Below are 21,709 nucleotides of genomic sequence, written 5' to 3'. Positions count from 1 at the left end.
TTTTTTTATAAATCACAATGAAGTGAACACATGATGAAACAAGATGAGCGCTTAATGACATCACGTCGGTTTGTCCCGATGTTTTTCACTCAATTTTTCGGCGCGCTGAATGATAATGTCTATAAGCAAGCCCTTCTATTAGTCATTACTTATGGTTGGATTCAACAACAAACTGCAGCCGTAAGTACACTCAATAATTTAGCTGCCTTACTGTTTATTTTGCCTTACTTTTTCTTTTCCGCAACAGCTGGTCAAGTTGCTGATAAATATGAAAGATCACAGCTGGTCCGCTTACTTAAACTTCTTGAAATCGTCATTATGCTGATCGGTACCGCAGGTTTCCTACTCGGCAATTTGTGGTTACTTTTATTGGCATTGTTTTTAATGGGCACACATTCAACGTGTTTTGGTCCAATCAAATACGCCATCCTGCCTGAAATATTAAAACCCAATGAGCTAATGTCTGGAAATGCCCTGTTCCAATCCGGTACATCTATTGCAATTTTGTTAGGGATGATCTTGGGTGGCGCTGTAATCGCATTCTCGGCAGGCAATTTATTGTGGATTAGTATTACGGTTGTCACAATTGCATGCTTAGGCTATTTCAGTAGTCGTTTTATTCTCCCTCAGAAAGTTGCAGCACCAGATTTAAAAATTGACTGGAACTTTCTCCGCACAAGCTTTCAAACAGTAAAATACGCAAAAAGTATTCCTGTTATTTTTATGATATTGCTTGGCAACTCTTGGTATTGGTTTTATGGGGCGACCTATTTAACCCAGATTCCACAACTCACCCAACAAAATCTTCATGCCTCTGAGAATGTCGTCAGTTTACTGCTGACCTTTTTCTCAGTCGGTATTGGTGTTGGTTCTTTACTCTGTAGAAGGATTGGTGGGACTGAAATCAATATCAAAATGGTACCTTACGGCGCGATTGGTTTAACCGTTTTCGCACTTTATTTGGCCGCAAGCTTGGCGTTCGTACCAGAGCGTACAGGTGAATTGCTTAACTTAAAAGATTTCTTCACAGAAGGTGTTGTTTACTATCATGTTATGGTCGCAGTCACTCTGTTGGGCATCAGTGGTGGATTTTACATCGTACCCTTATATGCAATGATGCAAGCCTATTCACCACGTTCTCACCGCGCCCGAGTTGTTGCCGCAAATAACATTCTAAATGCTATATTTATGGTCTCTTCAGCAATTTTCTCAATTTTAATCTTAAGCATTTTGAAAATTGATATTAAAATCCTATTTACGATTACTGCCGTTTTAAGCGCAATTTATACTTTTTGGTTATTAAAACGCCTAAAACCTTTATTGGAAAACGCTCCCAATACTTTAGAGGATTAATCTATGCGTCAGTACACAGGTCTCGACCAACTCATTAATTCCTTTGACCAAGCATTACGTAGTTTAGTTCCTGGTGCGACTAGCTCACAGCGTAGCAACCCAGCACATGACGAAGCTGCGCAATTATGCGTCAGTGATGCGCGCCATGTTGCGGGTTTAATGCGTGTAAACCACAGTGGTGAAGTATGTGCTCAAGCGCTTTATCACGGTCAGGCTTTGACAGCAAAGCTCCCACATGTTCGTGAAGAAATGCAGCAAGCTGCGATTGAAGAACAGGATCATTTGGCTTGGTGCGAAGAACGCTTAAAAGAATTAGATAGCCACACCAGCGCCTTAAACCCATTATGGTATGGATTATCTTATGGAATGGGTGCAATTGCAGGAATTGCAGGTGATAAATACAGCTTAGGTTTTGTGGCTGAAACTGAACGTCAAGTGAGCCAACATTTACAAGATCACCTTCAACAGCTACCTGAACAAGATCAACGTTCTCGTAAAATCTTAGAACAAATGAATAAAGATGAGTTGCATCATCGGGATACAGCTTTACAAGCAGGTGGCGTAGAGTTACCAGCGCCTGTGCGCATTACCATGACTGCCATTTCAAAACTCATGACCAAAACTAGTTATTACATCTAATGAAATCAGGCGTTATATAAAAGACATAACGCCTGACTTTCCAATTAAGGTAAACCGTGTTCAGCTTTAAATCGCTCTAAGTTTCGAACTGCATCGTGATAACGTGATTGAACATTTCGACTATTCAAACGTACATCATATAAACGTTTTTTATAGTCATCTCTCTGCTTAGATGTTAAATCTTTACGCTCTAACTCTTTTAAATAATAACTTAAATCATTTTGCGAACGGTCAAATTCAGAGTTCGCCTGATAATACTCATTTGCAATCTGATAATAACTACGTAAAGACTCTCGTTTCTCTAAAGGACACACGCGAAAATCACCGCGTCCATCTAATGCTTCATTAAAAATCGATTCAGGTCGACAATAATAACCCAAGCCTTTTTGATAGCCTTTTTCATATAAGCTTTGATTTGGAACAACATTGGCTTTTTGGCAAGATGAATAATATTTATCTAGACGAGATTCATGCCCAGCTGAACCATCTTTCTCACCAACATTAAACCAGTTTGCAGTTTTGCATTGCTCAACACTCATGGCCGCACAACCAGAAAGTAACACCGTTAACGTAGATAAAAATAAGATTTTCTTCATAAAGTTTTTCCTATTATTTGCATGTTATTTATAAAAAATTATATTGTAATGACAGGATACTGTATATTTTGATCATAACTGAGTTCAGCTTGCTGCCATAAATCACATAAAGGAATTTTTACATCTAATGCTAAAGGTAACTTCTTTGGATTAAATTGCATATTATCTAAAGCACTGCCCCAAGCAATCACATCGATATCTAAACTGATATGGTGAGATGGTCGTACACGTCCAGAGCGTTCTTCAAGTTTTTTAAGTATTTCCATCACCTCATTCACAGGTAGATGGCTTTGCAACAAGCACGCTGAATTCCAATAATCAGCACCGACTCCATCACGACATGGAATTTGATAAATCGGAGAAAATTTCACTGTACCTAAATCTGCGAGTTGAGAATAAGCAAAAGTGAAGTTTTGCTGCTGCTGAACATTACTCGCCAGCGCGAGCGCAAAAATCGTTTCTGTTGCGTTCAAGACGAATTCCTACTGCTTGAGCTTGTGCAATGATTGCAGGTTTGCGAATCGTAATTATGATCGATTTGACTGAAGGGAAAGTAGAAAATAAACAATCAAGTACTAACTGTGCCGCATGTTCAATCAGCTTCGGTTGAGCTTGTTGAATCACTTCGGCTGCAAGTTCACAAATTTGAGCATAGTTGAGCGTATCATCTAACTCATCAGAGTTTGCAGCCTGACTGAGATCATTATGAATGGTGAGATCTAACATCAAAGGTTGAATAATTTGGCGCTCCCAGTTGAAACACCCAATAACGGTATCGACCTTTAACCCTTCTATAATAATGGCATCCATAATGACCCAAAATGAACCGAAAAATAAATTAATGCTTTAAAAACGAAGCAGGTTCAATATTGTGAACCATTTTCAGACGTTGGTCAGCATAAATATCGGTATATGGGGCAAGAATACGCATGAAACGATCAAAATATAACATTTGCTTGAATAGTAAAGCGAAATCACGTGGGAATTTGATTCCATGACGCTCGCCTACACCAATCATATCCATCATAATGTCATTCAAGTCAGCTGGATTTGAACTCAAAATTTCTTGAGGATCAGCCAATAATACGCCACTAAATAATCGCTCTAAATCATCAGCTAAGACTTGGGTATCAATCTTTTTATTGGTCATACCCATTTTGAGCATGTTTTCAGCCATTGCCGTATAGTTGGTATGCTGTAAAGCATCCATAAATGCCATACACGCTGTCCACACCTCAGGATTGAGTTGCCCAACAATCCCGAAATCAATAAAACCAATACGCCCATCTTCAAGCAACATTAGGTTTCCTGCATGTAAATCAGCGTGGAAGCTTTTACATAGCATTAAGCTACCAAACCAAGTGTTCATGGCTGTGATCAATACTTGTGTTGGGTCTTTAGCATATTTTTTTACAACGTCAAAATCCGTTAATGAGACACCGTACAAACGCTGCATCGTTAAAACACGACGTGTCGAAAACTGATGGTAAACCTTTGGTGCAGTTGCAGCCGTATTGCCCGAGACATTGAGATATTGAACAAAATCATCAAGATTTTGTGCTTCTTCAATAAAATCGACCTCACGCACCATACGCGTTTTGATCTCATCTACAATTTCAGACAAAGATGCAAATTTAATCTTTGGAACAGCTTTTTCTAGTAATTTGGTCGCCCAATGAACAACATTCAAATCAGTATATAAGATGGTTTCAACACCAGGCTTTTGAACTTTTAATACAACATCTTCACCTGTGACTAACTTGGCAGCATGTACTTGCGCGATCGATGCTGAAGCAAGCGGATTTTCATCAATAAAACTAAAAATTTCATTGAGGTTTTGACCCTCAAACTCTTCAGCCAAAACACGTTGAATATAGCTAAATGGCAACGTCGGTGTTTGATCTAAACAACCTTGGAATTCTTGGACATATTCACGAGGAAATAAAGATGGTGTACTCGCGATAAATTGTCCGAGCTTTATATAAGTTGAACCTAATGATTCAAAAGTTTCACGCATAAGTTTTGCGTTACTCGGTTTTTCAGTTGCATATTTCACACCTGCTTGTGCTGCAACTATAACTGTCTCACCTATACGTGCAACAGAGCGTATTCCATCAAATAAAATATTTCTTTTCATAATCTTTCATTGCCTCGAAGATGGCATTAGTTTAGCAAAGTTTGCTGATATTACCGATCAAGTTGCCTGACAAACTGGACAATTTACATCTTTTTCAAATTGTAGAATGCGCTGTGAAAGGTTTAAACCATTCCAAAGTAACAGTTTTTGCTTAAGGGGTGTTAAGCCCAAACCTAAATAAAGCAAAGTGTGATGCGCTTGTAATGACGCTATCATTACAGGTGTGGTCGCTAGTACCCCAGACTCGGCACAACGCAAGCCTTCATTTACGTGCTGTTCTTTAGGAAATAAACATTCATAACAAGCTGAATCTGTATCTACCATAAACAACTGCCCTTCAAAACCAATAGCAGATGCACTAATCAATGGGACTTGCTGGGTTCTACAGGTTAAATTTACTAGATATCGAGTAGTAAAATTATCACAACCATCTAAAACTACATCTTGGTGCTGTACTAAATCATCAGCATTCGTTTCATCAAATCGTATATTTTGATAGTTGACTCGTATATGTGGGTTAATGTCTTGGAGATGTTTAGCGAGAACTTCAGCTTTGTATCGCCCCAAGTCATTTGAAGTAAATGCGATCTGTCGTTGTAGATTACTCATTTCAATGGTATCTGCATCCACTATGGTTATTTTACCAACACCAGCTCGCGCGAGGAGTTCTGCGCTAGTACAACCAATTCCCCCTGCACCTATAATCAAAACATTGGCAAGTTTTAGCCTTTCTTGCGCTTCTATATCCCAACCATCTAATAAAATCTGACGACTATATAGATGCATTTCATCGTCACTTAGTTCAAATGCATTTTCTCGATGGTCAGACACGTTCTTTCTTCTCTAGTGAATCATTCATTCTTGATTTTAAGTGCGTAAAATGATTTAGCAAAGGAATAAGTGTTATATCTACAATGATTTTACTTTGACAAATTCCCACTTTTACCCCAATATTTTCATTACTCTTTAACAGCCTAATAAAATCAATAAGTTACACTATGGCGTAAAAACTTTGGGTATTTACATAAACTAGCGTTCAACTTTATGTTTTTGCTTAATTTATTTATGCTATTTTATAGTTCACTGCCGCATAGGCAGCTTAGAAAGCAGTAAAGCCCGAACGACAATTTCGATTAACGTTAACTGCCGTATAGGCAGCTTAGTAATAGATCAAATAAAAATAACCTAATGAAAGCCAATAACGACTAGTAAAAATAATTACATATATCGCTTTTAAATAAACAATTTGTTAAATTATATAAACAGATTATAAGAGATTTATCATGCAAAAAGATTTACTGAAATTCATCTGCCCTATAATTTTATTGCTTACTACAAGTTCAAATATATATGCAAATATCTATATACCAATTCCCTCATTAAAAAAGCCCAAAATCTCTCCATTTACTAAAGCTCAAGCACTCAAAACAGATGAGTTTGATACCTCAACAAAGCAGTTACTAGAAGAAGGATATATTCCTATTAAATCCCAAATATTTAATGGTAGAGATGATTTTAGAGGTTATGAACATGTTGTTGCGGCGCTAGAAAAACGAGCTGATCGAATGGGTGCCCAGATTGTACTGTTTAGTAATGATAAGCCAACAGGGAGTGTCGATTATTACAGTTTCTCCGCACCTTTTCCTCAAAAATCAATAATGCAGTCTAACTTTGACAATTCAAATGACAACTCTTATGCTTCCTCAAATAGCTCATTAATACAAACTGCGCCACGATATAATGCACAAAAAGAATATATTGTAAGTTATTTTTATAAATTTGAATCAATTACAGGTATATATCCTATAGACCTATCTGACCTAGACAAGTCTAAAACAGGACAATTAGAAGGTATCAAAGCTAAAGTAATATCTAAGAATTCTCCCGCATTTGGAACAATTCTTGAAGATGATATTATATTAAAAATTAATAATAATACCGTCAGAGATGTCAGCAATTTTGTGGATATGTCTAATTACCTAAATTCAGGAACAGTGGAATTTGAAATCCTCCGAAAAGGTCAAAAACTAACCAAGGAAATCTCACTTGAATGAGATTCCTTGAATTGAAGCATTTTTCATTTTTTACACGCCTAAGATTTATGTATTTTAGCTCTTCTGATCATGCATAATTTCATAAGACTGCGCTCTCAATAACTCCTCTTTAGTACCAAATGTACTATTCCGAAGTTGGTTAATTGATTTCTGTTTATTTGCATCATCCACATCACTTTGCAAAATTCGCTGACGCTCTGACAGATAATGATTGACCTGCTTTTGCCATACAGCTTCTTCATGATCAACTTTTTCTAAACGATCCGCTGCTTCTGGTCCCAATAAACTCTCACGCATATTTCGAAGTTCTTTCGCTGAACCACCCTTTTCTTTAATTTCTTGAGTAAGTTGCTGCAATTCAGAAAATTGCATTGAAACTCTCACACCATCTGCCATCGTTGGTGGTAAATGATCAATCAGCTGCGCCAGCTCTGCCGCTTTTTGCTGCGAGGTTAAACTTTTATTTGCGTGAATCCGCATTTGATCAATACTAAACTGATTCAGGCTTCTTTCATTTCCAAAAAATGCTTGAATTTCTGCCTCATTAAAAAACTGTTGTTGTAACTTTGCCATTTGATCAATGATATTTTGGAATTTATCAATATCGTCACTTTTAAAATAAGTACTGGTTCGAAGGTTTTTCAAGGTATGGGTATAGGCCACATATTGATCAAGTAAATAACTTGCATAACTTGCAGCCGTTTCAGGCAAAGTTGCTGTTAAGTATTGTCGAATATCTAAAATAAGCTCAGGTTCAGTTTTTTCACCTAGCCCAGAGAAGAAATAATCAAAACAACTCCGAATACCCACACTTAAAATCAATTTTCCATTTGCGTCGACTTGAATAGGACAGTCAATTTCAGTGCCCTGCAAAGAAGGTGCAAGTATTGGCAATTTACCTTTTGTGCTTTCCTGCCCACTATTTGGCAACATGCTATTTTTCATGAGGCTTTGTGCGCTTAGATCATTTTGACTGCTTTGATTTTGCACTGAGGGTTTAAAAGCCCAATAAATTAGAGCCAATATAATAAATAAACACGCAACACTTACTAAAATTATTGTCTTATTATTTAAAAACTTGGCACTCATATTCCTTTACTCTATTTTTAATTAATCGTTGAATCTATTTTGAATCAAGGGAGTAAATCCATTACTCCCTTGATAATTATGTTTTTAAAGGTTGTGATTTTTCAAGCGGTTTGCATGAAGACGAAATGGTGTCACAGGGTTTTGCAGAAAACCGACTAGTCCTAATACCTGATTGACTTCATCTAAGTGATTAAATGCATAGTTATCGCGTATCACTGTACCCAAGTGACTCGAACAACGAGGAACGAGGCCATCACTTTCACCAGGTATGATCAAAGATGTTGCAGTTAATGCATAATCCATTGGATCTAATGCATTGGTGAAAGGACTTGTTCCACTCCATGAATAGTATCTGACACCATTACTTGCAAGCTCTGTCCCTGATCCACAAGCTGTGGTTGGTACGCCTGCTGGGAAGCGTTGATTAAAAGCAGCAGACCCTGAAGTTGTTAATGAATTAAGACCTGCTAACGCATCTTGGTCATAATAATTTCCAGAGCCAATTCCCACCAAAGCACCAAAGGCATTTATCGCTGCTTCTAAAACTGGAGTAGCCGCAGGCCCGACAGGTGATTGTGTAAAGGCATATACTGCATCAGCAACATCAGAGCCTTTCACAGGACCACCTACTGCAGTTACTGATGCAACTCTGTTCGGTAATAGACCTGCCACATATCGAATCGAATGTGTGCCATGGCTATGTCCAATTAAGTTCACTTTCTCGGCACCTGTAATCGCTAAAACCTGTTTGGTTTGGAGTAATAACTGCTCACCACGAACTTCTGACGAGTTAAAGGATGCTTGTTGTGCCACAAAGACATTTGCACCATTACCAACTAAGTCCTCTGTAATCCCATGCCAATATTGCATTGGACCAACCGCAGAAAAGCCCGCCATCCCATGTGCTAATAAAATTGGATATTTGGTTTTCGCATAGTCAGATGTTACTTTTGCGCTTCCACCAACATAGCATGAGTTTACATCACAATTTTGCCATGATGCTTTTGGTGATAGAAAGTCGAACAAACCTGCATGAACAACAGATCCACTACTCACTAACAGGCCCGTCATTAAAGCCATCGCATTTAAATATTTTTTCTTCACGTTTTTGCTCCAAGCATTTTTCATTTTTATTACAACAATATTGTCTTTAAACTTCGTATGAGGAATCATTCCAAACATACAAAAGACTTGCAAAAGTATACTCGCAAGAAATATTGTGTGATTTTTAGACTAAAACAAACCACGCCAAAATCATATCATTACACGCCAATTTTTTTATTGAGTTACAAAATTCCGATGAATGTACATTTTCAAAGTATAAGTGCTACATTATTTTCTAGATCAATCGCTTCAATTTAAAAAAGGATTTTTATTCGCGTTATGAGTATTCCGCGCCATCATAATCAACATTTTATTAGTAGCTCGTATGCCCACTTGATCAGTGAAGTCGTATCACGGTGGGATATTTCGATTGAAGAATTATTTTGGGGAACAGGAGTTGAAATAGAAAAATTAAATGATTTGAACTATAAAATTAGCCTTTCTTCTTTTAAGAAAGTGATTACTCGTACGATTGAACTCACGCAGGAACAAGGAATTGGATTCTATGCGGGTAGCCAATTAAAAATCAGCTCTCATGGTCTGCTCGGGTTTACAGTCGCGATATCAAAAAATGCCCTTGAAGCGATTGAAACGATCAATCAATTTGTGAGCTTGCAGTGCTCCTTTGTTGAATTAAATTTTACAATTGAGCAAGAACGGGCGTATTACCATATTATTTATGATAGTGCTGCGATCAATTTCAATGATCGTGTTGATTTGCAAGCCTATGAATTTAGCTGTGTTTTCTTTTTGACGGGTTTTGTACATTTAGTTAGGTTTTTCATTCCTGGCTTTAAACCAAGCATCGATTTACAGTGTAAATATCCACAATATTTTTCTCGTTTTAATGAAATATTAACGGCTACTTTTGAAGAAATCCGTTATGAACAACCACGTACTTGTTTAATCACCTCAACCAAGCTTTTGGATATGCCGTTAAGCATGTCAGACCCACTCACCTCAGAAAAATTCAAACTTCTTTGCCAAAAAGAATTAGACGACCTTGCAACAACACAAGATATTTTGTATCGGGTAAAACAACTGATTGATGATGAAGTTGAAGGTTTGTTAAGCATTGATCAAGTTGCAAAAAAGTTAAATCTCACCAAACGAACATTACAACGGATGTTGCAAGAAAAAGAAGTGAGTTTTCAACTACTGTATGATGATGTACGCAAAACCAAAGCTCAAAAATTACTCCTAAATCCTTTTATAACCAAAGATGACGTCGCAAAAAAACTGGGCTACTCATCTATATCCAGTTTTAATCGCGCCTATAAACGGTGGGCAATTTAATAGTTTTGTCGGAGAAGTCGAGCAATTATCATATTAAAAGTTACCAACTGTTATATCAGCTATTTTTATTCGGGAATCGCGCAATTAAAATAAGAAAAAGCGATGGCCATTACCATCGCTTTTTTTGAATTAACCGATTAGAAAGTTCCAATCAACTATTCACACTTCAACAGATGAATGTATGTAAAACCTATTTTACAGCTTTCGCATAGCGTTCATTGACTTTATTCCAATTCACAACGCTCCAAAAGGCGTTGGTATAATCAGCTCTACGATTTTGATATTTTAAGTAATAGGCATGTTCCCAAACATCTAAGCCAAGCAAAGGTTGACCTTTCTTCTCCGCAATATCCATCAATGGATTATCTTGGTTTGGGGTTGAAGTAACTTCTAATTTGCCTTGTGGGTTTACAATTAACCATGCCCAACCTGAGCCAAAACGACTGGTCGCTGCTTGATTAAATTGTTCTTGAAAGGCTTTGAATGAACCAAAATCTTGATTAATTTGCTTTAACAACTTGGCATTTGCCTTCCCTGTTTTATTGGTTGGCGCTAGGCTCTCCCAAAAGAAAGCATGGTTAAAATGCCCACCACCATTATTACGAACTGCGGCGTTATATTTAGAAATCTGTTGTTGGATTTGCTCTACGCTTAATTTATCCAATTCAGGATACGTCTTGATCTGAGCATTTAAATTATCAACATAAGCTTTGTGATGTTTACCATAGTGAATTTCCATCGTTTGCTGATCAATGGCAGGCTCTAAAGCATCACTTTTGTAGGGTAACGGCGCTTGTGTGAAATCTGCAAAAGCAGACATACTTAAGCTCGAGCACACAACTAAAGCAAATAAACCTTTGTTCAGATATCGCATTATTTCAATCCAATTTGATAATAGTTTTCATTATCAATATATAAGCAAATTAATCATGCGTCAAAATAGGCTACAAACAGAATACATTCCATCTATCAATCAGAAACGAAAAAACGATGGGTTATGACCCATCGTTTTACATTGACTTCAAATTTACTTAGCAGCCATACGAATCGCACCATCCAAGCGAATCACCTCACCATTTAGATATGAGTTTTCTGCAATATGTGCAACTAGACGGGCAAACTCCTCAGGACGACCTAAACGAGATGGATAAGGAACCATTTGTCCTAAAGCATCCTGTACATTTTGTGGTAAACCTTTGAGCATTGGTGTTTCCATAATCCCCGGTGCAATCGTCATCACACGAATCGCATGCCGCGCTAACTCACGTGCAATGGGTAAGGTCATTGCTACTACAGCTCCTTTAGATGCTGAATAAGCCGCCTGACCAATTTGACCATCAAAAGCAGCAACTGAAGCTGTATTCACAATCACGCCGCGATCTTCATCATCTTCATTTACAGTATTTTTACTCATGGCATCTGCTGCTAAACGCAGCATATTAAAGGTACCTGTCACATTGATATGCAAGGTTTTTGAGAACATAGCGAGATCATGCACCCCTTCTTTTCCGATTACTTTTGCCGATGGCCCAATTCCTGCACAGTTCACTAAACCATGCAAACTGCCATGTTTCTCCAGCACAGTTTTAAAGAATTGCTCTGCTGCCTGTTCATCCGTAACATCTAATTTCACAAACTCGGCTTTTTCACCCAAAGCCTGTGCCTGTTGTTCTCCAACTTCAGCATTCATATCGACCAAAGTAACTGATGCACCTTTTTCAACTAAATATTCAGCCGTTGCAGCACCAAGACCTGAACCACCACCTGTAATAACGAAGTGCTTTCCTTGAATTTTCATTTACTTTTCCTATCAAATTAAAGTGATATATTTTTATAACAGAGAGTAAAGGCAACTTTTTTCCGATACAATTCCAAAAAGTAGCAAATGCGATGCAACTTTTGAGCATTCCACCTATTTACTCTCCTATATTTCCACGCGCATATGAGCAAAAACCAGAGTCCTGATCTTCATTTTACTAAAGATACTATTTCTAATGCCCTGATTCGTGAAGCAGTCAGTGTTGCCGCCAGTCGCGGTTTGAATATCGTACATATTGCCAATCGTGCTGGCATCTCAGCTGAGTTATTAACCTCACCGAAAGCACGAATCCCCATCATTCAATGTGCACAATTATGGGTAGAACTTGCCGAAAGCATGAATGATGAATTCTTGGGAATGGATACTCATCCAATGCGTCGAGGAAGCTATAAGCTATTGGCCAAACTGGCTTTTAATGCGGAAACATTAGAACAAGCGATTAAGGAAATTCTTAGATTTCTAGCGCTGGTACTCGATGATATTCAAGCTGAACTTATTCAGCAAGGCGATAAAGCATATTTGCTTTTGCATGATCGTGAACAGCCAAAACGCATGTTTACCTATGCGACCTTTTTAATGTTAGTACATAGCTTAATGTGTTGGTTAAGTGATCAACGCATTAACTTTCACAAGATGACTTTCACATGTCACCAACCCGTGGAAATACAGGACTATCGTGTCCGTTTCTGTGAAAACATTCAATTCAATGCTGAACAAAACAGGATTGAATTTGATGCACATTACCTTAAACATAAAATTAAAAAAGATAAAAATGCCTTAAACGATTTTTTAAGGCACACACCTTATAATCTCATCGTACGCTTTAAAAATGAAAACTCACTAAGTCTGCAAATACGCCGCCAATTACTCTTACAAGCCCCTGCACAATGGGCTGAGCTGAAAGATATCGCGCAACAACTGAATATGTCGACTGCAACAATTCAAAGACGCCTAAAACAAGAAGGTGTCAGTTATCAACAGCTTAAAAATGATATTCGTTGTGATATTGCGATTGAGAGATTAAGTAAAACGAATGATTCAATTCAAAGCATCAGCGATGATCTTAATTTCCATGACCCCAGTGCCTTTCACCGTGCATTTAAAAAATGGAGTGGCGTAAGTCCTGGTAGTTATAGAAAATCATCACCGAGTAAACAAAATTTTCTCGGTCATTTAGAGTAGTAAGTGGAGGTTAATGATGTTCTTACCTGAAATTTTTGTGGAAAAAGATCTTGAGAAGTTATATGCGCTCATTCAAGACTATCCTTTTGCAACCTTGATCAGCCATAGTGATGCAGGTCTAGACGCCAATCATTTGCCATTTAAATTATTACTCGATAAAGAAAATAATACTGCTGTTTTAGTCGCACATATCGCCAAGGACAATTCTCTACATACACAAATTGAGAACAACGCAGACGTCCTCGTTATTTTTCAGGGTGAACAAGGCTATATCTCACCTAACTGGTATCCGACCAAACAACAACATCACCAACATGTGCCGACATGGAATTATCAAGTTGTACATGTAAAAGGAAAAATTAGTTTCTTACATGATGAAAAAGCTTTGCGAGGAATTCTGGCAAAACTTACTCGTACGCATGAGGCCAAACAAGCTAAACCTTGGAAAATGTCAGATGCACCAAACGAATATATTGCAGAAGAATTGAAAGGTATTGTTGGAATTGAGGTTCAAATTGAAAACATTACGGGTAAATTTAAGCTTAGTCAAAATCGTGAGAAAATTGATGCTTTAGGCGTTGTCGCTGGTTTAGAGCAACAAGGCGAGCAAGGTTTAGCCAAAGCTGTACAGCAATATATCGAGGATTAAAACAGCTTTTGTCCTAAGCTAACTCGATCATTACCACCATAATCTTTGATCGTTTCAATTTCGCTAAAACCGAACTGTTCAAAGATTTCACGTACTGCTTGTCCTTGATCATAACCATGTTCAAGGACAATCCATCCTTTAGCCTTGAGCCAACTTTTCCCTTGAGAAATGATGGTTTCAATATCTGCAAGCCCATGATGATCTGCAACTAATGCACGTTCAGGTTCTGACTTGAGATTTTGCATATGCACATCATCAGGATCGATATAAGGCGGATTTGATACAATTAAATCAAACTTTTGTGCGTCTAAAGCTTCGAACCAAGCCCCACAAGCAAATTTAACTTGAGTTAAGCCATGTCGAACCGCATTTTCTTTAGCAACATCTAATGTCGGCTGGTAAATATCGGTTGCTGTCACTGACCATTGTGACCGTTCACTCGCAAGTGCTAAAGCAATTGCCCCTGTTCCTGTGCCCAAATCCACCATGTTGATATCCTGAGCAAGCGCTAAGTTCAACACAGTTTCGACGAGTATTTCAGTATCTGGACGAGGAACCAAGGTGTCATGAGTCACTTTTAGATCTAAAGTCCAAAATGGTTGTGAGCCCGTCACATAAGCGAGTGGCTCACCTTGCGTAAGTCGAGCAAGCCCCGCGAGGTAAGCTTGCTGTTGCAGTTCAGTCAACTCTTGCTCAAGCCTTAGTTTTAATTCCAAAGCACTGACACCTAAAAGATGTTCAAGTAGCCATGCTGCTTCTTGACGTTCATAGCTATCAATCTCGCCATTCATCTCTAAAGCTTGAGCAATATTCATTAGCCGCCATTTTCCTGCGCCAGCATTGCTAACTGATCTGCTTGGTATTCACGATGCAAACTATCTAGTAATTCAGTCAAGTCACCTTCCATAATCGCATCCAACTTATATAAAGTCAGATTGATACGGTGATCTGTCATACGACCTTGTGAATAGTTATAGGTACGGATACGTTCTGAACGATCGCCTGATCCTACTAAATCACGACGCATTTCAGAAGTTGCCGTTTCCTGTGCTTGGCGTTTTGCATTTTCTAAACGAGATACCAGTAGAGCCATGGCTTTGGCTTTGTTTTTATGTTGAGAGCGCTCTTCTTGGCACTCAACCACTACACCCGACGGAATATGGGTAATACGCACAGCGGAGTCAGTTTTGTTAATATGCTGACCACCTGCACCTGATGCACGGTATGTATCAATACGCAAATCTGAGGCATTGATTTCAACTGTGGTATCGACATCCACTTCTGGCAGAATGGCAACAGTACATGCTGAAGTATGAACACGACCTTGAGATTCGGTTGCAGGAACACGTTGTACACGATGCGCACCGCTTTCAAACTTCAAACGACCATAAACGCCATCACCATCAATACGACAAATCACTTCCTTATAACCGCCATGCTCACCTTCATTTTCTGAAAGCACTTCAATACGCCAGCCTTGTGTTTCAGCATATTTACTATACATACGAAATAAATCACCCGAGAAGATCGCAGCTTCATCTCCACCTGTTCCTGCTCGAACCTCTAGGTATGCAGAATTGGCATCATTTGGGTCTTTAGGAATCATCAAAACATTGAGTTGTTCTTCTAATTCAACCAAAAGCGCTTTATTGGATTTAATCTCTTCTTCGGCCATATCTTTGAAATCTGGATCAGACTTCATCATTTCTGCGGTTTCAATATCTTCTTCAGCTTGACGATATTTACCCCAAACTTCGGTAATTTCTGATAAATCACTATGTTCACGAGACAATTTACGAAAACGTTTATTGTCCGAAATCACCTCTACATCAGCAAGTAATGCAGTCAGCTCTTCATGACGATCGCAAAGTTGATCTAGTCTTAAGCGGAGTGATGCTTTCATGGGCAGAATATCTCAAAATCTAAAGGGCTCAGTGCATATCAAATTGATAGACATAAGCAAAATCAAAAAATTGCGCATAGTTTACAGATTCTACCGATTAAAAGACATAGAGAAACCTTGCTACTTACGGTTCTCCCATCATTTCATCACCAATTGTTTATGCTGATCATCCAGAACAAGTCTTGCTGAAACGAATAGCTAAAGATAAAAACTATCTAATTTTCACTAAAATTTAATCCCATTTTTCTTGTTTTTGAGACACAAGCTGAGGAGTAGCAACAAAACGCTACAATCCAGACACTAAACCGCAATACTTCAGACTGACCTCTCCACAATTTCTCACTCAACTCTTGTTACATTTGCAACCATTAGAAATGATGTCCAATTTACTCAGGACATGGAGTCAAAAATGAAATTAAACGTTTGGTTATGTAGTGCGATTTTCGCAACATCTTCTTTGGTCACTGTTGCTCATGCTGATAATGCCACTCGTGTCGCTGCAACATCAGCGCTAGGTAGTGTGGTAGGTACGGCTATTGGTAAAGAAGTTGGCGGCCATAATGGTGCTTTGATTGGCTCTGCTGTTGGTGGTGCTGGTGGCGCTGCTGCTGCAAGTAACAAACGTACCCGTACAGAAGCTGCCATTGGTGGTGGTTTAGGTGGTGTTGGTGGTTATGCTGTTGGTAAAAATGTCGGCGGAACTACTGGTGGTTATATCGGCGCTGCTGCTGGTGCCGCTGGTGGTGCAGCATTAGGTCGTCAAGTCGGTCAAGACCGTGATTATGACAAACGCCAGAGCCAAAAGAAAAAATGGAAAAAGAAAAAACATTACCGTCATTGATTCAAATAAAGCACCTCTGGGTGCTTTTTTATTCACCACTAGAAATCAATTCTATAATTCAAGCAGCTTTATTAAACAATGAAAAAGCGCCTTATGGCGCTTTTTTAGATATACAGGTCTCGTTTCTAAAAAGGCTATCCTTGTTTTAGCTCGAAAAGTGCTAAAAATCAGCCTAATAGTCCTTCATCACGCATTGCGATTTGAACTGATTGACGTTCGGCAACTTTATTGCGTAAAGCGATAATGTTGATATAAGGGCTTAAGTCATGTTCGATATGATTTGACCAATTGGTCAGCACAAACAAATATGCATCTGCTGGGCCAAAATTATCATCCACTAAATAGTCGTATTCAGATTCAGCTAAATAGTGATCGATAAATTTAAGTAAACGATTTACTTCAGCATAGGCTTTGGTCTTTTCATCTTCAGTTAATTTACCGCCGAAAAATACAGCGTAAGCATCATGCAGTTCAGAGTTTAAATATCCTAACCATTCGAGAACTTTGGCACGTCCCATACCTGATGGCGGAATTAAATCTTGTTTAGGGTCATACTGAGCCAAGAAAGGTAAAATCGCCACATTTTCAGTTAAGATTAAACCTGGATTAATTTCTAAAGCTGGGACATAGCCTTTTGGATTAATCTCGTAATAATCTGCACCTTTCTCAGTTTTATGAGTTTTTAAATCAACGCGCTCTAAATCAAAATCTACATTAATTTCATTTAAAATAATATGTGCTGCCAATGAGCAAGCACCAGGTGAATAATACAACTTCATGTTTGATCCTTGTTATCTAACTCTTCTGTTCTAAAACGCTTTATCAAAATTTGCAAAATCTGTTTTTACAAATTTGTCAGTAAAAGTAAAAATACCGAATAATTTGACTATTAGTGAAATTTCATTATTTTGCAAGTGCTCTTATGTCAAATTTTTATAGAGATCGTATACACCCTGTTCAAATGGATTTCTTTCAGAAAAAGAGCAGCTTAATTTCTGCTCTTTTTCTCGTTTAAATTAGAGTTTTGCTTTTCTTGAGCGTGTTGAATAGCCTGCTAAACCCAATAGTCCAAGGATAGTAAGCCAGCCAAAGCTACCCGATGAGCTTTTGCTAGTAGATGCTTTAATCTCATCGTCCCTCAAATCTAAATCCACAATCACAGGATCATGATCAGAAGAGCGATAAGGGTCATCAGCGAAAAATAAAGCTTTTTGCTGATCAGTTTTATATTCTTCGTTGTAATCCAATACCGTTGGCTCGTCAGCATTGATATGCCATGCAAAGGCTTTTTTCACTTTGCTATATAAAGTCGCGTCCGCAACGGCATGATCTAAATTACCCGCACCACCATAACCATCAGTATTGCTCGACACACCAAATACATAACTATAGGCTTGCTCACCCTGCCCTATATTTTTGTCATTGAGTAGCACTTTATAGTTGGCTTTTTCTAGTGCCAAGATTGGATCTTCTTTGGCATAACTGTTTAGATCCCCCAAAAGCAACATGTTCGGTGTTTCAACTTGCGTTGGGTTTTTCGCCATCCATTGAATCAATTGCTCAACAGCTTTAATACGTGTTGGATTCCAACAACCTTGACCATCTTTTTGATCAGAATCTAAAGACGTTGTACTCACACCTGAGCAACTTTTAGATTTAAGGTGGTTAGGAATCACAGTAAACATGTGTTTTCCTGAGAGTGGCTGGAACGTCTGTGCAATCGTAGTTCTATTTTTATCGCCCAAATCAAAGACCACTGGTTTATTGACAGGTTTCACTCGTTTACTATTGTAAATAATCGCAACAGCAATCGCGTCAGTGCCTAGTCGATCTATATTTTCAGGAATCACATATTTCCAATCAGCACCTAAAGCACGAGTCAAATATGCGATAGCACTGTCCTCACCATAACCATTGTTGGCGATTTCCATCAAACCATAAACATCAGCGTCGATTGCACTTAATGCGCTCACAATCTTGCGGTGCTGCTTTTCAAATTCTACTTGTGTTGTTGCACCGCGCTCAGTCGGAAAGCCATTTTTGCCATTATCGTAGTTCAACACATTAAATGCGGCTGCACGGATCAATTTTTCATCTTTGGCAATCACGCTTGGTCGTTCGGGTGTAGGCTTTACAATAGTTGGGAGATTCCGTCCCTGAATCGGTTGAATACGCCATCCATTAAAACGATATTCTAAAATCCCCTCTACATTTTGCAGTTGATCACCAACGCGTAGCGTATTGGTTGCGCTAAAGTTCTGTGGCAGCCAAGGCGTTCTATTTTGATTGCTATAGCCATCATCCAAAATGACTTTTGATAATAAGTTCTTCTGTGCTAAGGCTTTTGCTTCTGTGGACAATGATGGATATAGGTTTGTTGGTATAAATAATCGTCCCAGACTAACTGATAACTCACCATATCGACCATAATTATAATTTTCACTGATCGTTAATGTTTGGGGCAATTTAACCAACATGCCTTGATACTGCACTGGCGAATGAGCAGTTCCAGTCAAAGCACTAAATGGTAAATCAATTGATTTCGGCTGAATTTGACTCAGCATATTGGTATTACAAACTTGAATATCTTGTTGTAACTGATCGATTTGGAGTTGATTTTGATAGGCTGCTAAACGACCACGTAAGATGACCTCCTCACCAATCTGACCACCTTTAACGGTGCTACTTGCTGGAATATAAACAAAGATCGCATTACTCACATTTGCTTTTGCTTTGCTGTCAGGTGTCTGTACATAGAAGCCTGAAAAACCATTGCTATAGCGGTAGTCCGCAGTAATTACACCACGTACCGTATAATTTTGATCTTGAGAGGCTGTATTTAGATCAGCGATAGCTGTATTTGGGCTAGAGCAACTGATCGTCTCTTCTACAGGTGGTGTTGTGCTTGAACCTGATAAGTTAGAGAAATCATTACGATCAGTCCATGCTTTCCATGCACTGTCTAAATCAAAACTGGTGGTCGGATCGATTTCTGTTACTGAATTTGTGCTTTGAACTCGAGTAAAACTATTTCCTTTACTTTGAACAGTTGTCCCCCAACCATTTATAGGTTGCTCTCCGACTCTCCCAAAACGATCAACTACTTTGCCTTTGTGCACAAGAACGATCGCATCATCACCATTAAATGACAGTGCAGCGACTTGATTAACCTGTGAACCAAGCACAGCTTGCAACTCGGCACGTCCAACCAAAAATTTCGCTTTACTGGCTAAATTACCTTGCAGTTGGAAAGCAACTGTTTTCGTCAATGCACCATTATTAAATTGCTGTATTTCATAGTCTGCGAGATTCGCACTGGTCGCATCTGGATTGTAAATTTCCAAGCCTTTTTTATTACTATTGCCATCCACATATTGGCTAAACATTAATTGTGCATGCGCCATAGAAAATGTCGTCGACGCCCCGATTAAGCCCAAACAAATCGCGATAGAGTGAAATTTAAATGTTTTCATAACTTTTTTACTTAATGTTCAAATCGCCACTAGCCTATTCAATCTCTGTGACAGTGCGATGAAGAATTTCTTACAAGTTTTAAGCAATTTGAAAGATGATTGAGCAAATAAAATCATTTAAAGATTTGACTTGAACATGTGAACACTTAAAATACGGCATTTCTCTCTTTATATCTCCAGAATCATGTCAAACGATCAGTTAGAAACGCAAATTACGGAACTCGACAATTTGTCTGAGCACCGTGAAATTGTGACGTTTATGCGACGTTCAGCTCCGCTCAATACTTCACAACGTACTGCGTTGGAAGATTATCGTGATTTAATTTTGGAATATCCTGTTGGCGATTTACGTCAGCACTTTGAGCATCCTGAGCGACCTTTAACTGTAGAAATTGGTTTTGGTATGGGTCGTTCTTTAGTTCTTATGGCAAAAGCCAACCCTGAACGTAACTTTGTCGGAATTGAAGTACATATTCCCGGTATTGCTCAATGTGTATTTGAAGCAGGCATGGCAGGTCTTAAAAATCTATTTGTATTAGATGCCGATGCGATTCAAGTACTGCGTGAAATGCCTGATAACAGTATCGACTGTGTACAACTTTACTTCCCTGATCCTTGGCAAAAGAAGCGCCATTTCAAACGTCGTTTCGTGATTCATGAGCGTATGCAATTGGTTGAGCAAAAGTTAGTACTAGGTGGTACTTTCCATGCCGCGACTGATTGGGAACCGTATGCTGAATGGATGCTTGATGTTTTAGATAATCGTCCAGATTTGGAAAACCTAGCGGGTAAAGGCAATAGCTATCCTCGCCCTGAATGGCGTCCAGTGACCAAGTTTGAACGTCGTGGGATTGAATCTGGTCATAAGATCAATGATTTTATTTTTAAGAAAATAAAATAGGTTTATTTGATTTTCAATCAAGCCGCTCAACCCGTTAGGGATGAGTGGCTTAGTCCAATTTTATAATTTGCAGCGAAACAATTATAATTCAACAAATATATAAACAATGATTTTAAAAAAGATGATTAAACAAAACCTTGCCATCATTTTACTTTCTAGTGTGGCACTATCCGCTTGTGCCAAACCCACTTCAAATCCAAATCAAAATGCACAAACACCTACCACCAAAGCAAATCTATCTGCTGAACAACAAAAACAATTACAACTACTGTTAGAAAAAACCAAAAAGAATCTCATCTTGGTCAACGGTGGAAGCTTTATGATGGGTGACTTCGGTCCTGAACATAGTATCGATAAACTTCCCTATGCTGGTGGAGACAGTAGCCCCTTACACAAAGTCACTTTGAATGACTTTCATCTCAGTGCCACCAAAGCCACTTATGCCGATTTTGATGTCTATACTAATGTCACTGGACAAAAAAAAGTAGGGGTCTTTGATGAGTTTTCAATTAAATACCGTATTCCTACGTCTGCAGCAGGCATCAATTGGCAGCAAGCACGTGATTATTGCCAATGGCTCGGTCAACAGCTCAACTTAAACATGGATTTACCGACCGAGGCGCAATGGGAATATGCTGCTCGTAATCGTGGGCAATACGTCATGTATGCAACT

Annotated in this window: 22 protein-coding genes; 9 read left to right on the top strand and 13 right to left on the bottom strand. The window is 38.6% G+C overall.

The window, feature by feature from the left end; genetic code table 11:
* The first annotated feature begins 30 nt into the window (after positions 1-30).
* Together EXE30_RS14685 and coq7 are read left to right on the top strand one after the other, a co-directional pair.
* Positions 31-1,353, top strand: a complete 1,323-nt coding sequence (locus EXE30_RS14685) for an MFS transporter (RefSeq protein WP_130163042.1) — start codon at positions 31-33, stop codon at positions 1,351-1,353.
* 3 nt (positions 1,354-1,356) lie between these two features.
* Entirely contained in the window at positions 1,357-1,992 is a 636-nt protein-coding gene (coq7, locus tag EXE30_RS14680) for a 2-polyprenyl-3-methyl-6-methoxy-1,4-benzoquinone monooxygenase (RefSeq protein WP_130163041.1), read from the top strand.
* A 44-nt stretch (positions 1,993-2,036) separates the two neighbouring features.
* On the opposite strand, the gene EXE30_RS14675 is transcribed toward coq7, so the two are convergent.
* From EXE30_RS14675 to EXE30_RS14655, 5 genes are read right to left on the bottom strand one after another with little or no spacing between them, the layout of a single operon-like run.
* Positions 2,037-2,588, bottom strand: a complete 552-nt coding sequence (locus tag EXE30_RS14675) for a DUF2799 domain-containing protein (RefSeq protein ID WP_130163040.1) — start codon at positions 2,586-2,588, stop codon at positions 2,037-2,039.
* 38 nt (positions 2,589-2,626) lie between these two features.
* On the bottom strand, positions 2,627-3,061 hold the full coding sequence (locus tag EXE30_RS14670; protein WP_130163039.1) for a 2-amino-4-hydroxy-6-hydroxymethyldihydropteridine diphosphokinase: 435 nt from the start codon (positions 3,059-3,061) through the stop codon (positions 2,627-2,629).
* Positions 3,018-3,398 carry a dihydroneopterin aldolase gene (folB, locus tag EXE30_RS14665; RefSeq protein WP_130163038.1) on the bottom strand — a complete coding sequence of 127 codons (381 nt, stop codon included), beginning with the start codon at positions 3,396-3,398 and terminating at the stop codon, positions 3,018-3,020. The genes EXE30_RS14670 and folB overlap by 44 nt, the downstream gene beginning before the upstream one ends.
* Before the next feature lie 28 nt (positions 3,399-3,426).
* Positions 3,427-4,725 carry an ABC1 kinase family protein gene (locus tag EXE30_RS14660; protein ID WP_130163037.1) on the bottom strand — a complete coding sequence of 433 codons (1,299 nt, stop codon included), beginning with the start codon at positions 4,723-4,725 and terminating at the stop codon, positions 3,427-3,429.
* 57 nt (positions 4,726-4,782) lie between these two features.
* A complete protein-coding gene (locus EXE30_RS14655) occupies positions 4,783-5,511 on the bottom strand; it encodes a HesA/MoeB/ThiF family protein (protein ID WP_407641646.1) in 729 nt (242 codons plus the stop codon).
* A 497-nt stretch (positions 5,512-6,008) separates the two neighbouring features.
* Between EXE30_RS14655 and EXE30_RS14650 the strand changes: the two genes are divergently transcribed.
* Positions 6,009-6,779, top strand: coding sequence for a PDZ domain-containing protein (locus EXE30_RS14650; protein WP_130163035.1), 771 nt, complete (start codon positions 6,009-6,011; stop codon positions 6,777-6,779).
* Between the two features lie 54 nt (positions 6,780-6,833).
* On the opposite strand, the gene EXE30_RS14645 is transcribed toward EXE30_RS14650, so the two are convergent.
* Positions 6,834-7,868, bottom strand: coding sequence for a lipase secretion chaperone (locus EXE30_RS14645; protein ID WP_130163034.1), 1,035 nt, complete (start codon positions 7,866-7,868; stop codon positions 6,834-6,836).
* 84 nt (positions 7,869-7,952) lie between these two features.
* Complete coding sequence (locus tag EXE30_RS14640) at positions 7,953-8,972, bottom strand: lipase family alpha/beta hydrolase (protein ID WP_130163033.1); 1,020 nt, start codon at positions 8,970-8,972, stop codon at positions 7,953-7,955.
* Positions 8,973-9,251: 279 nt separating this feature from the next.
* On the opposite strand from EXE30_RS14640, the gene EXE30_RS14635 reads away from it, so the two are divergent.
* Positions 9,252-10,268: a helix-turn-helix domain-containing protein gene (locus EXE30_RS14635; protein WP_130163032.1), complete on the top strand. Its 1,017-nt coding sequence runs from the start codon at positions 9,252-9,254 to the stop codon at positions 10,266-10,268.
* A gap of 190 nt (positions 10,269-10,458) precedes the next feature.
* Here EXE30_RS14635 and EXE30_RS14630 read toward each other — a convergent pair whose 3' ends face one another.
* Both EXE30_RS14630 and EXE30_RS14625 read right to left on the bottom strand, forming a co-directional pair.
* Positions 10,459-11,142, bottom strand: coding sequence for a superoxide dismutase (locus EXE30_RS14630; protein ID WP_130163031.1), 684 nt, complete (start codon positions 11,140-11,142; stop codon positions 10,459-10,461).
* A gap of 153 nt (positions 11,143-11,295) precedes the next feature.
* Entirely contained in the window at positions 11,296-12,066 is a 771-nt protein-coding gene (locus tag EXE30_RS14625) for a 3-hydroxyacyl-CoA dehydrogenase (RefSeq protein ID WP_130163030.1), read from the bottom strand.
* Positions 12,067-12,210: 144 nt separating this feature from the next.
* On the opposite strand from EXE30_RS14625, the gene EXE30_RS14620 reads away from it, so the two are divergent.
* Together EXE30_RS14620 and EXE30_RS14615 are read left to right on the top strand one after the other, a co-directional pair.
* Positions 12,211-13,269 carry an AraC family transcriptional regulator gene (locus EXE30_RS14620; RefSeq protein ID WP_130163029.1) on the top strand — a complete coding sequence of 353 codons (1,059 nt, stop codon included), beginning with the start codon at positions 12,211-12,213 and terminating at the stop codon, positions 13,267-13,269.
* A 16-nt stretch (positions 13,270-13,285) separates the two neighbouring features.
* Entirely contained in the window at positions 13,286-13,918 is a 633-nt protein-coding gene (locus EXE30_RS14615; protein WP_130163064.1) for an FMN-binding negative transcriptional regulator, read from the top strand.
* Here the strand turns inward: EXE30_RS14615 and prmC are convergent.
* Positions 13,915-14,733 (bottom strand): peptide chain release factor N(5)-glutamine methyltransferase, encoded by an 819-nt coding sequence (gene prmC / locus EXE30_RS14610; protein ID WP_130163028.1) that lies wholly within the window; start codon positions 14,731-14,733, stop codon positions 13,915-13,917. The two genes, EXE30_RS14615 and prmC, sit on opposite strands and share 4 nt — an antisense overlap.
* Positions 14,733-15,821, bottom strand: a complete 1,089-nt coding sequence (prfA, locus tag EXE30_RS14605) for a peptide chain release factor 1 (RefSeq protein ID WP_130163027.1) — start codon at positions 15,819-15,821, stop codon at positions 14,733-14,735. The genes prmC and prfA overlap by 1 nt, the downstream gene beginning before the upstream one ends.
* A gap of 409 nt (positions 15,822-16,230) precedes the next feature.
* On the opposite strand from prfA, the gene EXE30_RS14600 reads away from it, so the two are divergent.
* Positions 16,231-16,662, top strand: a complete 432-nt coding sequence (locus EXE30_RS14600) for a glycine zipper domain-containing protein (RefSeq protein ID WP_130163026.1) — start codon at positions 16,231-16,233, stop codon at positions 16,660-16,662.
* A 167-nt stretch (positions 16,663-16,829) separates the two neighbouring features.
* On the opposite strand, the gene EXE30_RS14595 is transcribed toward EXE30_RS14600, so the two are convergent.
* Together EXE30_RS14595 and EXE30_RS14590 are read right to left on the bottom strand one after the other, a co-directional pair.
* Positions 16,830-17,441 carry a glutathione binding-like protein gene (locus tag EXE30_RS14595; protein ID WP_004671656.1) on the bottom strand — a complete coding sequence of 204 codons (612 nt, stop codon included), beginning with the start codon at positions 17,439-17,441 and terminating at the stop codon, positions 16,830-16,832.
* A 237-nt stretch (positions 17,442-17,678) separates the two neighbouring features.
* Positions 17,679-20,135, bottom strand: coding sequence for an ExeM/NucH family extracellular endonuclease (locus tag EXE30_RS14590; protein ID WP_130163025.1), 2,457 nt, complete (start codon positions 20,133-20,135; stop codon positions 17,679-17,681).
* 184 nt (positions 20,136-20,319) lie between these two features.
* On the opposite strand from EXE30_RS14590, the gene trmB reads away from it, so the two are divergent.
* Both trmB and EXE30_RS14580 read left to right on the top strand, forming a co-directional pair.
* Positions 20,320-21,036, top strand: a complete 717-nt coding sequence (gene trmB, locus EXE30_RS14585; RefSeq protein WP_130163024.1) for a tRNA (guanosine(46)-N7)-methyltransferase TrmB — start codon at positions 20,320-20,322, stop codon at positions 21,034-21,036.
* A 106-nt stretch (positions 21,037-21,142) separates the two neighbouring features.
* Positions 21,143-21,709: formylglycine-generating enzyme family protein (locus tag EXE30_RS14580; RefSeq protein WP_165382418.1), on the top strand; the 567-nt coding region annotated here is incomplete at its 3' end.

The sequence above is a fragment of the Acinetobacter halotolerans genome, from assembly GCF_004208515.1.
Lineage (GTDB): Bacteria > Pseudomonadota > Gammaproteobacteria > Pseudomonadales > Moraxellaceae > Acinetobacter > Acinetobacter halotolerans.
The sequence above is the reverse complement of the archived record's forward strand: the minus strand, read 5'-3'. Positions and strand labels throughout refer to the sequence as shown.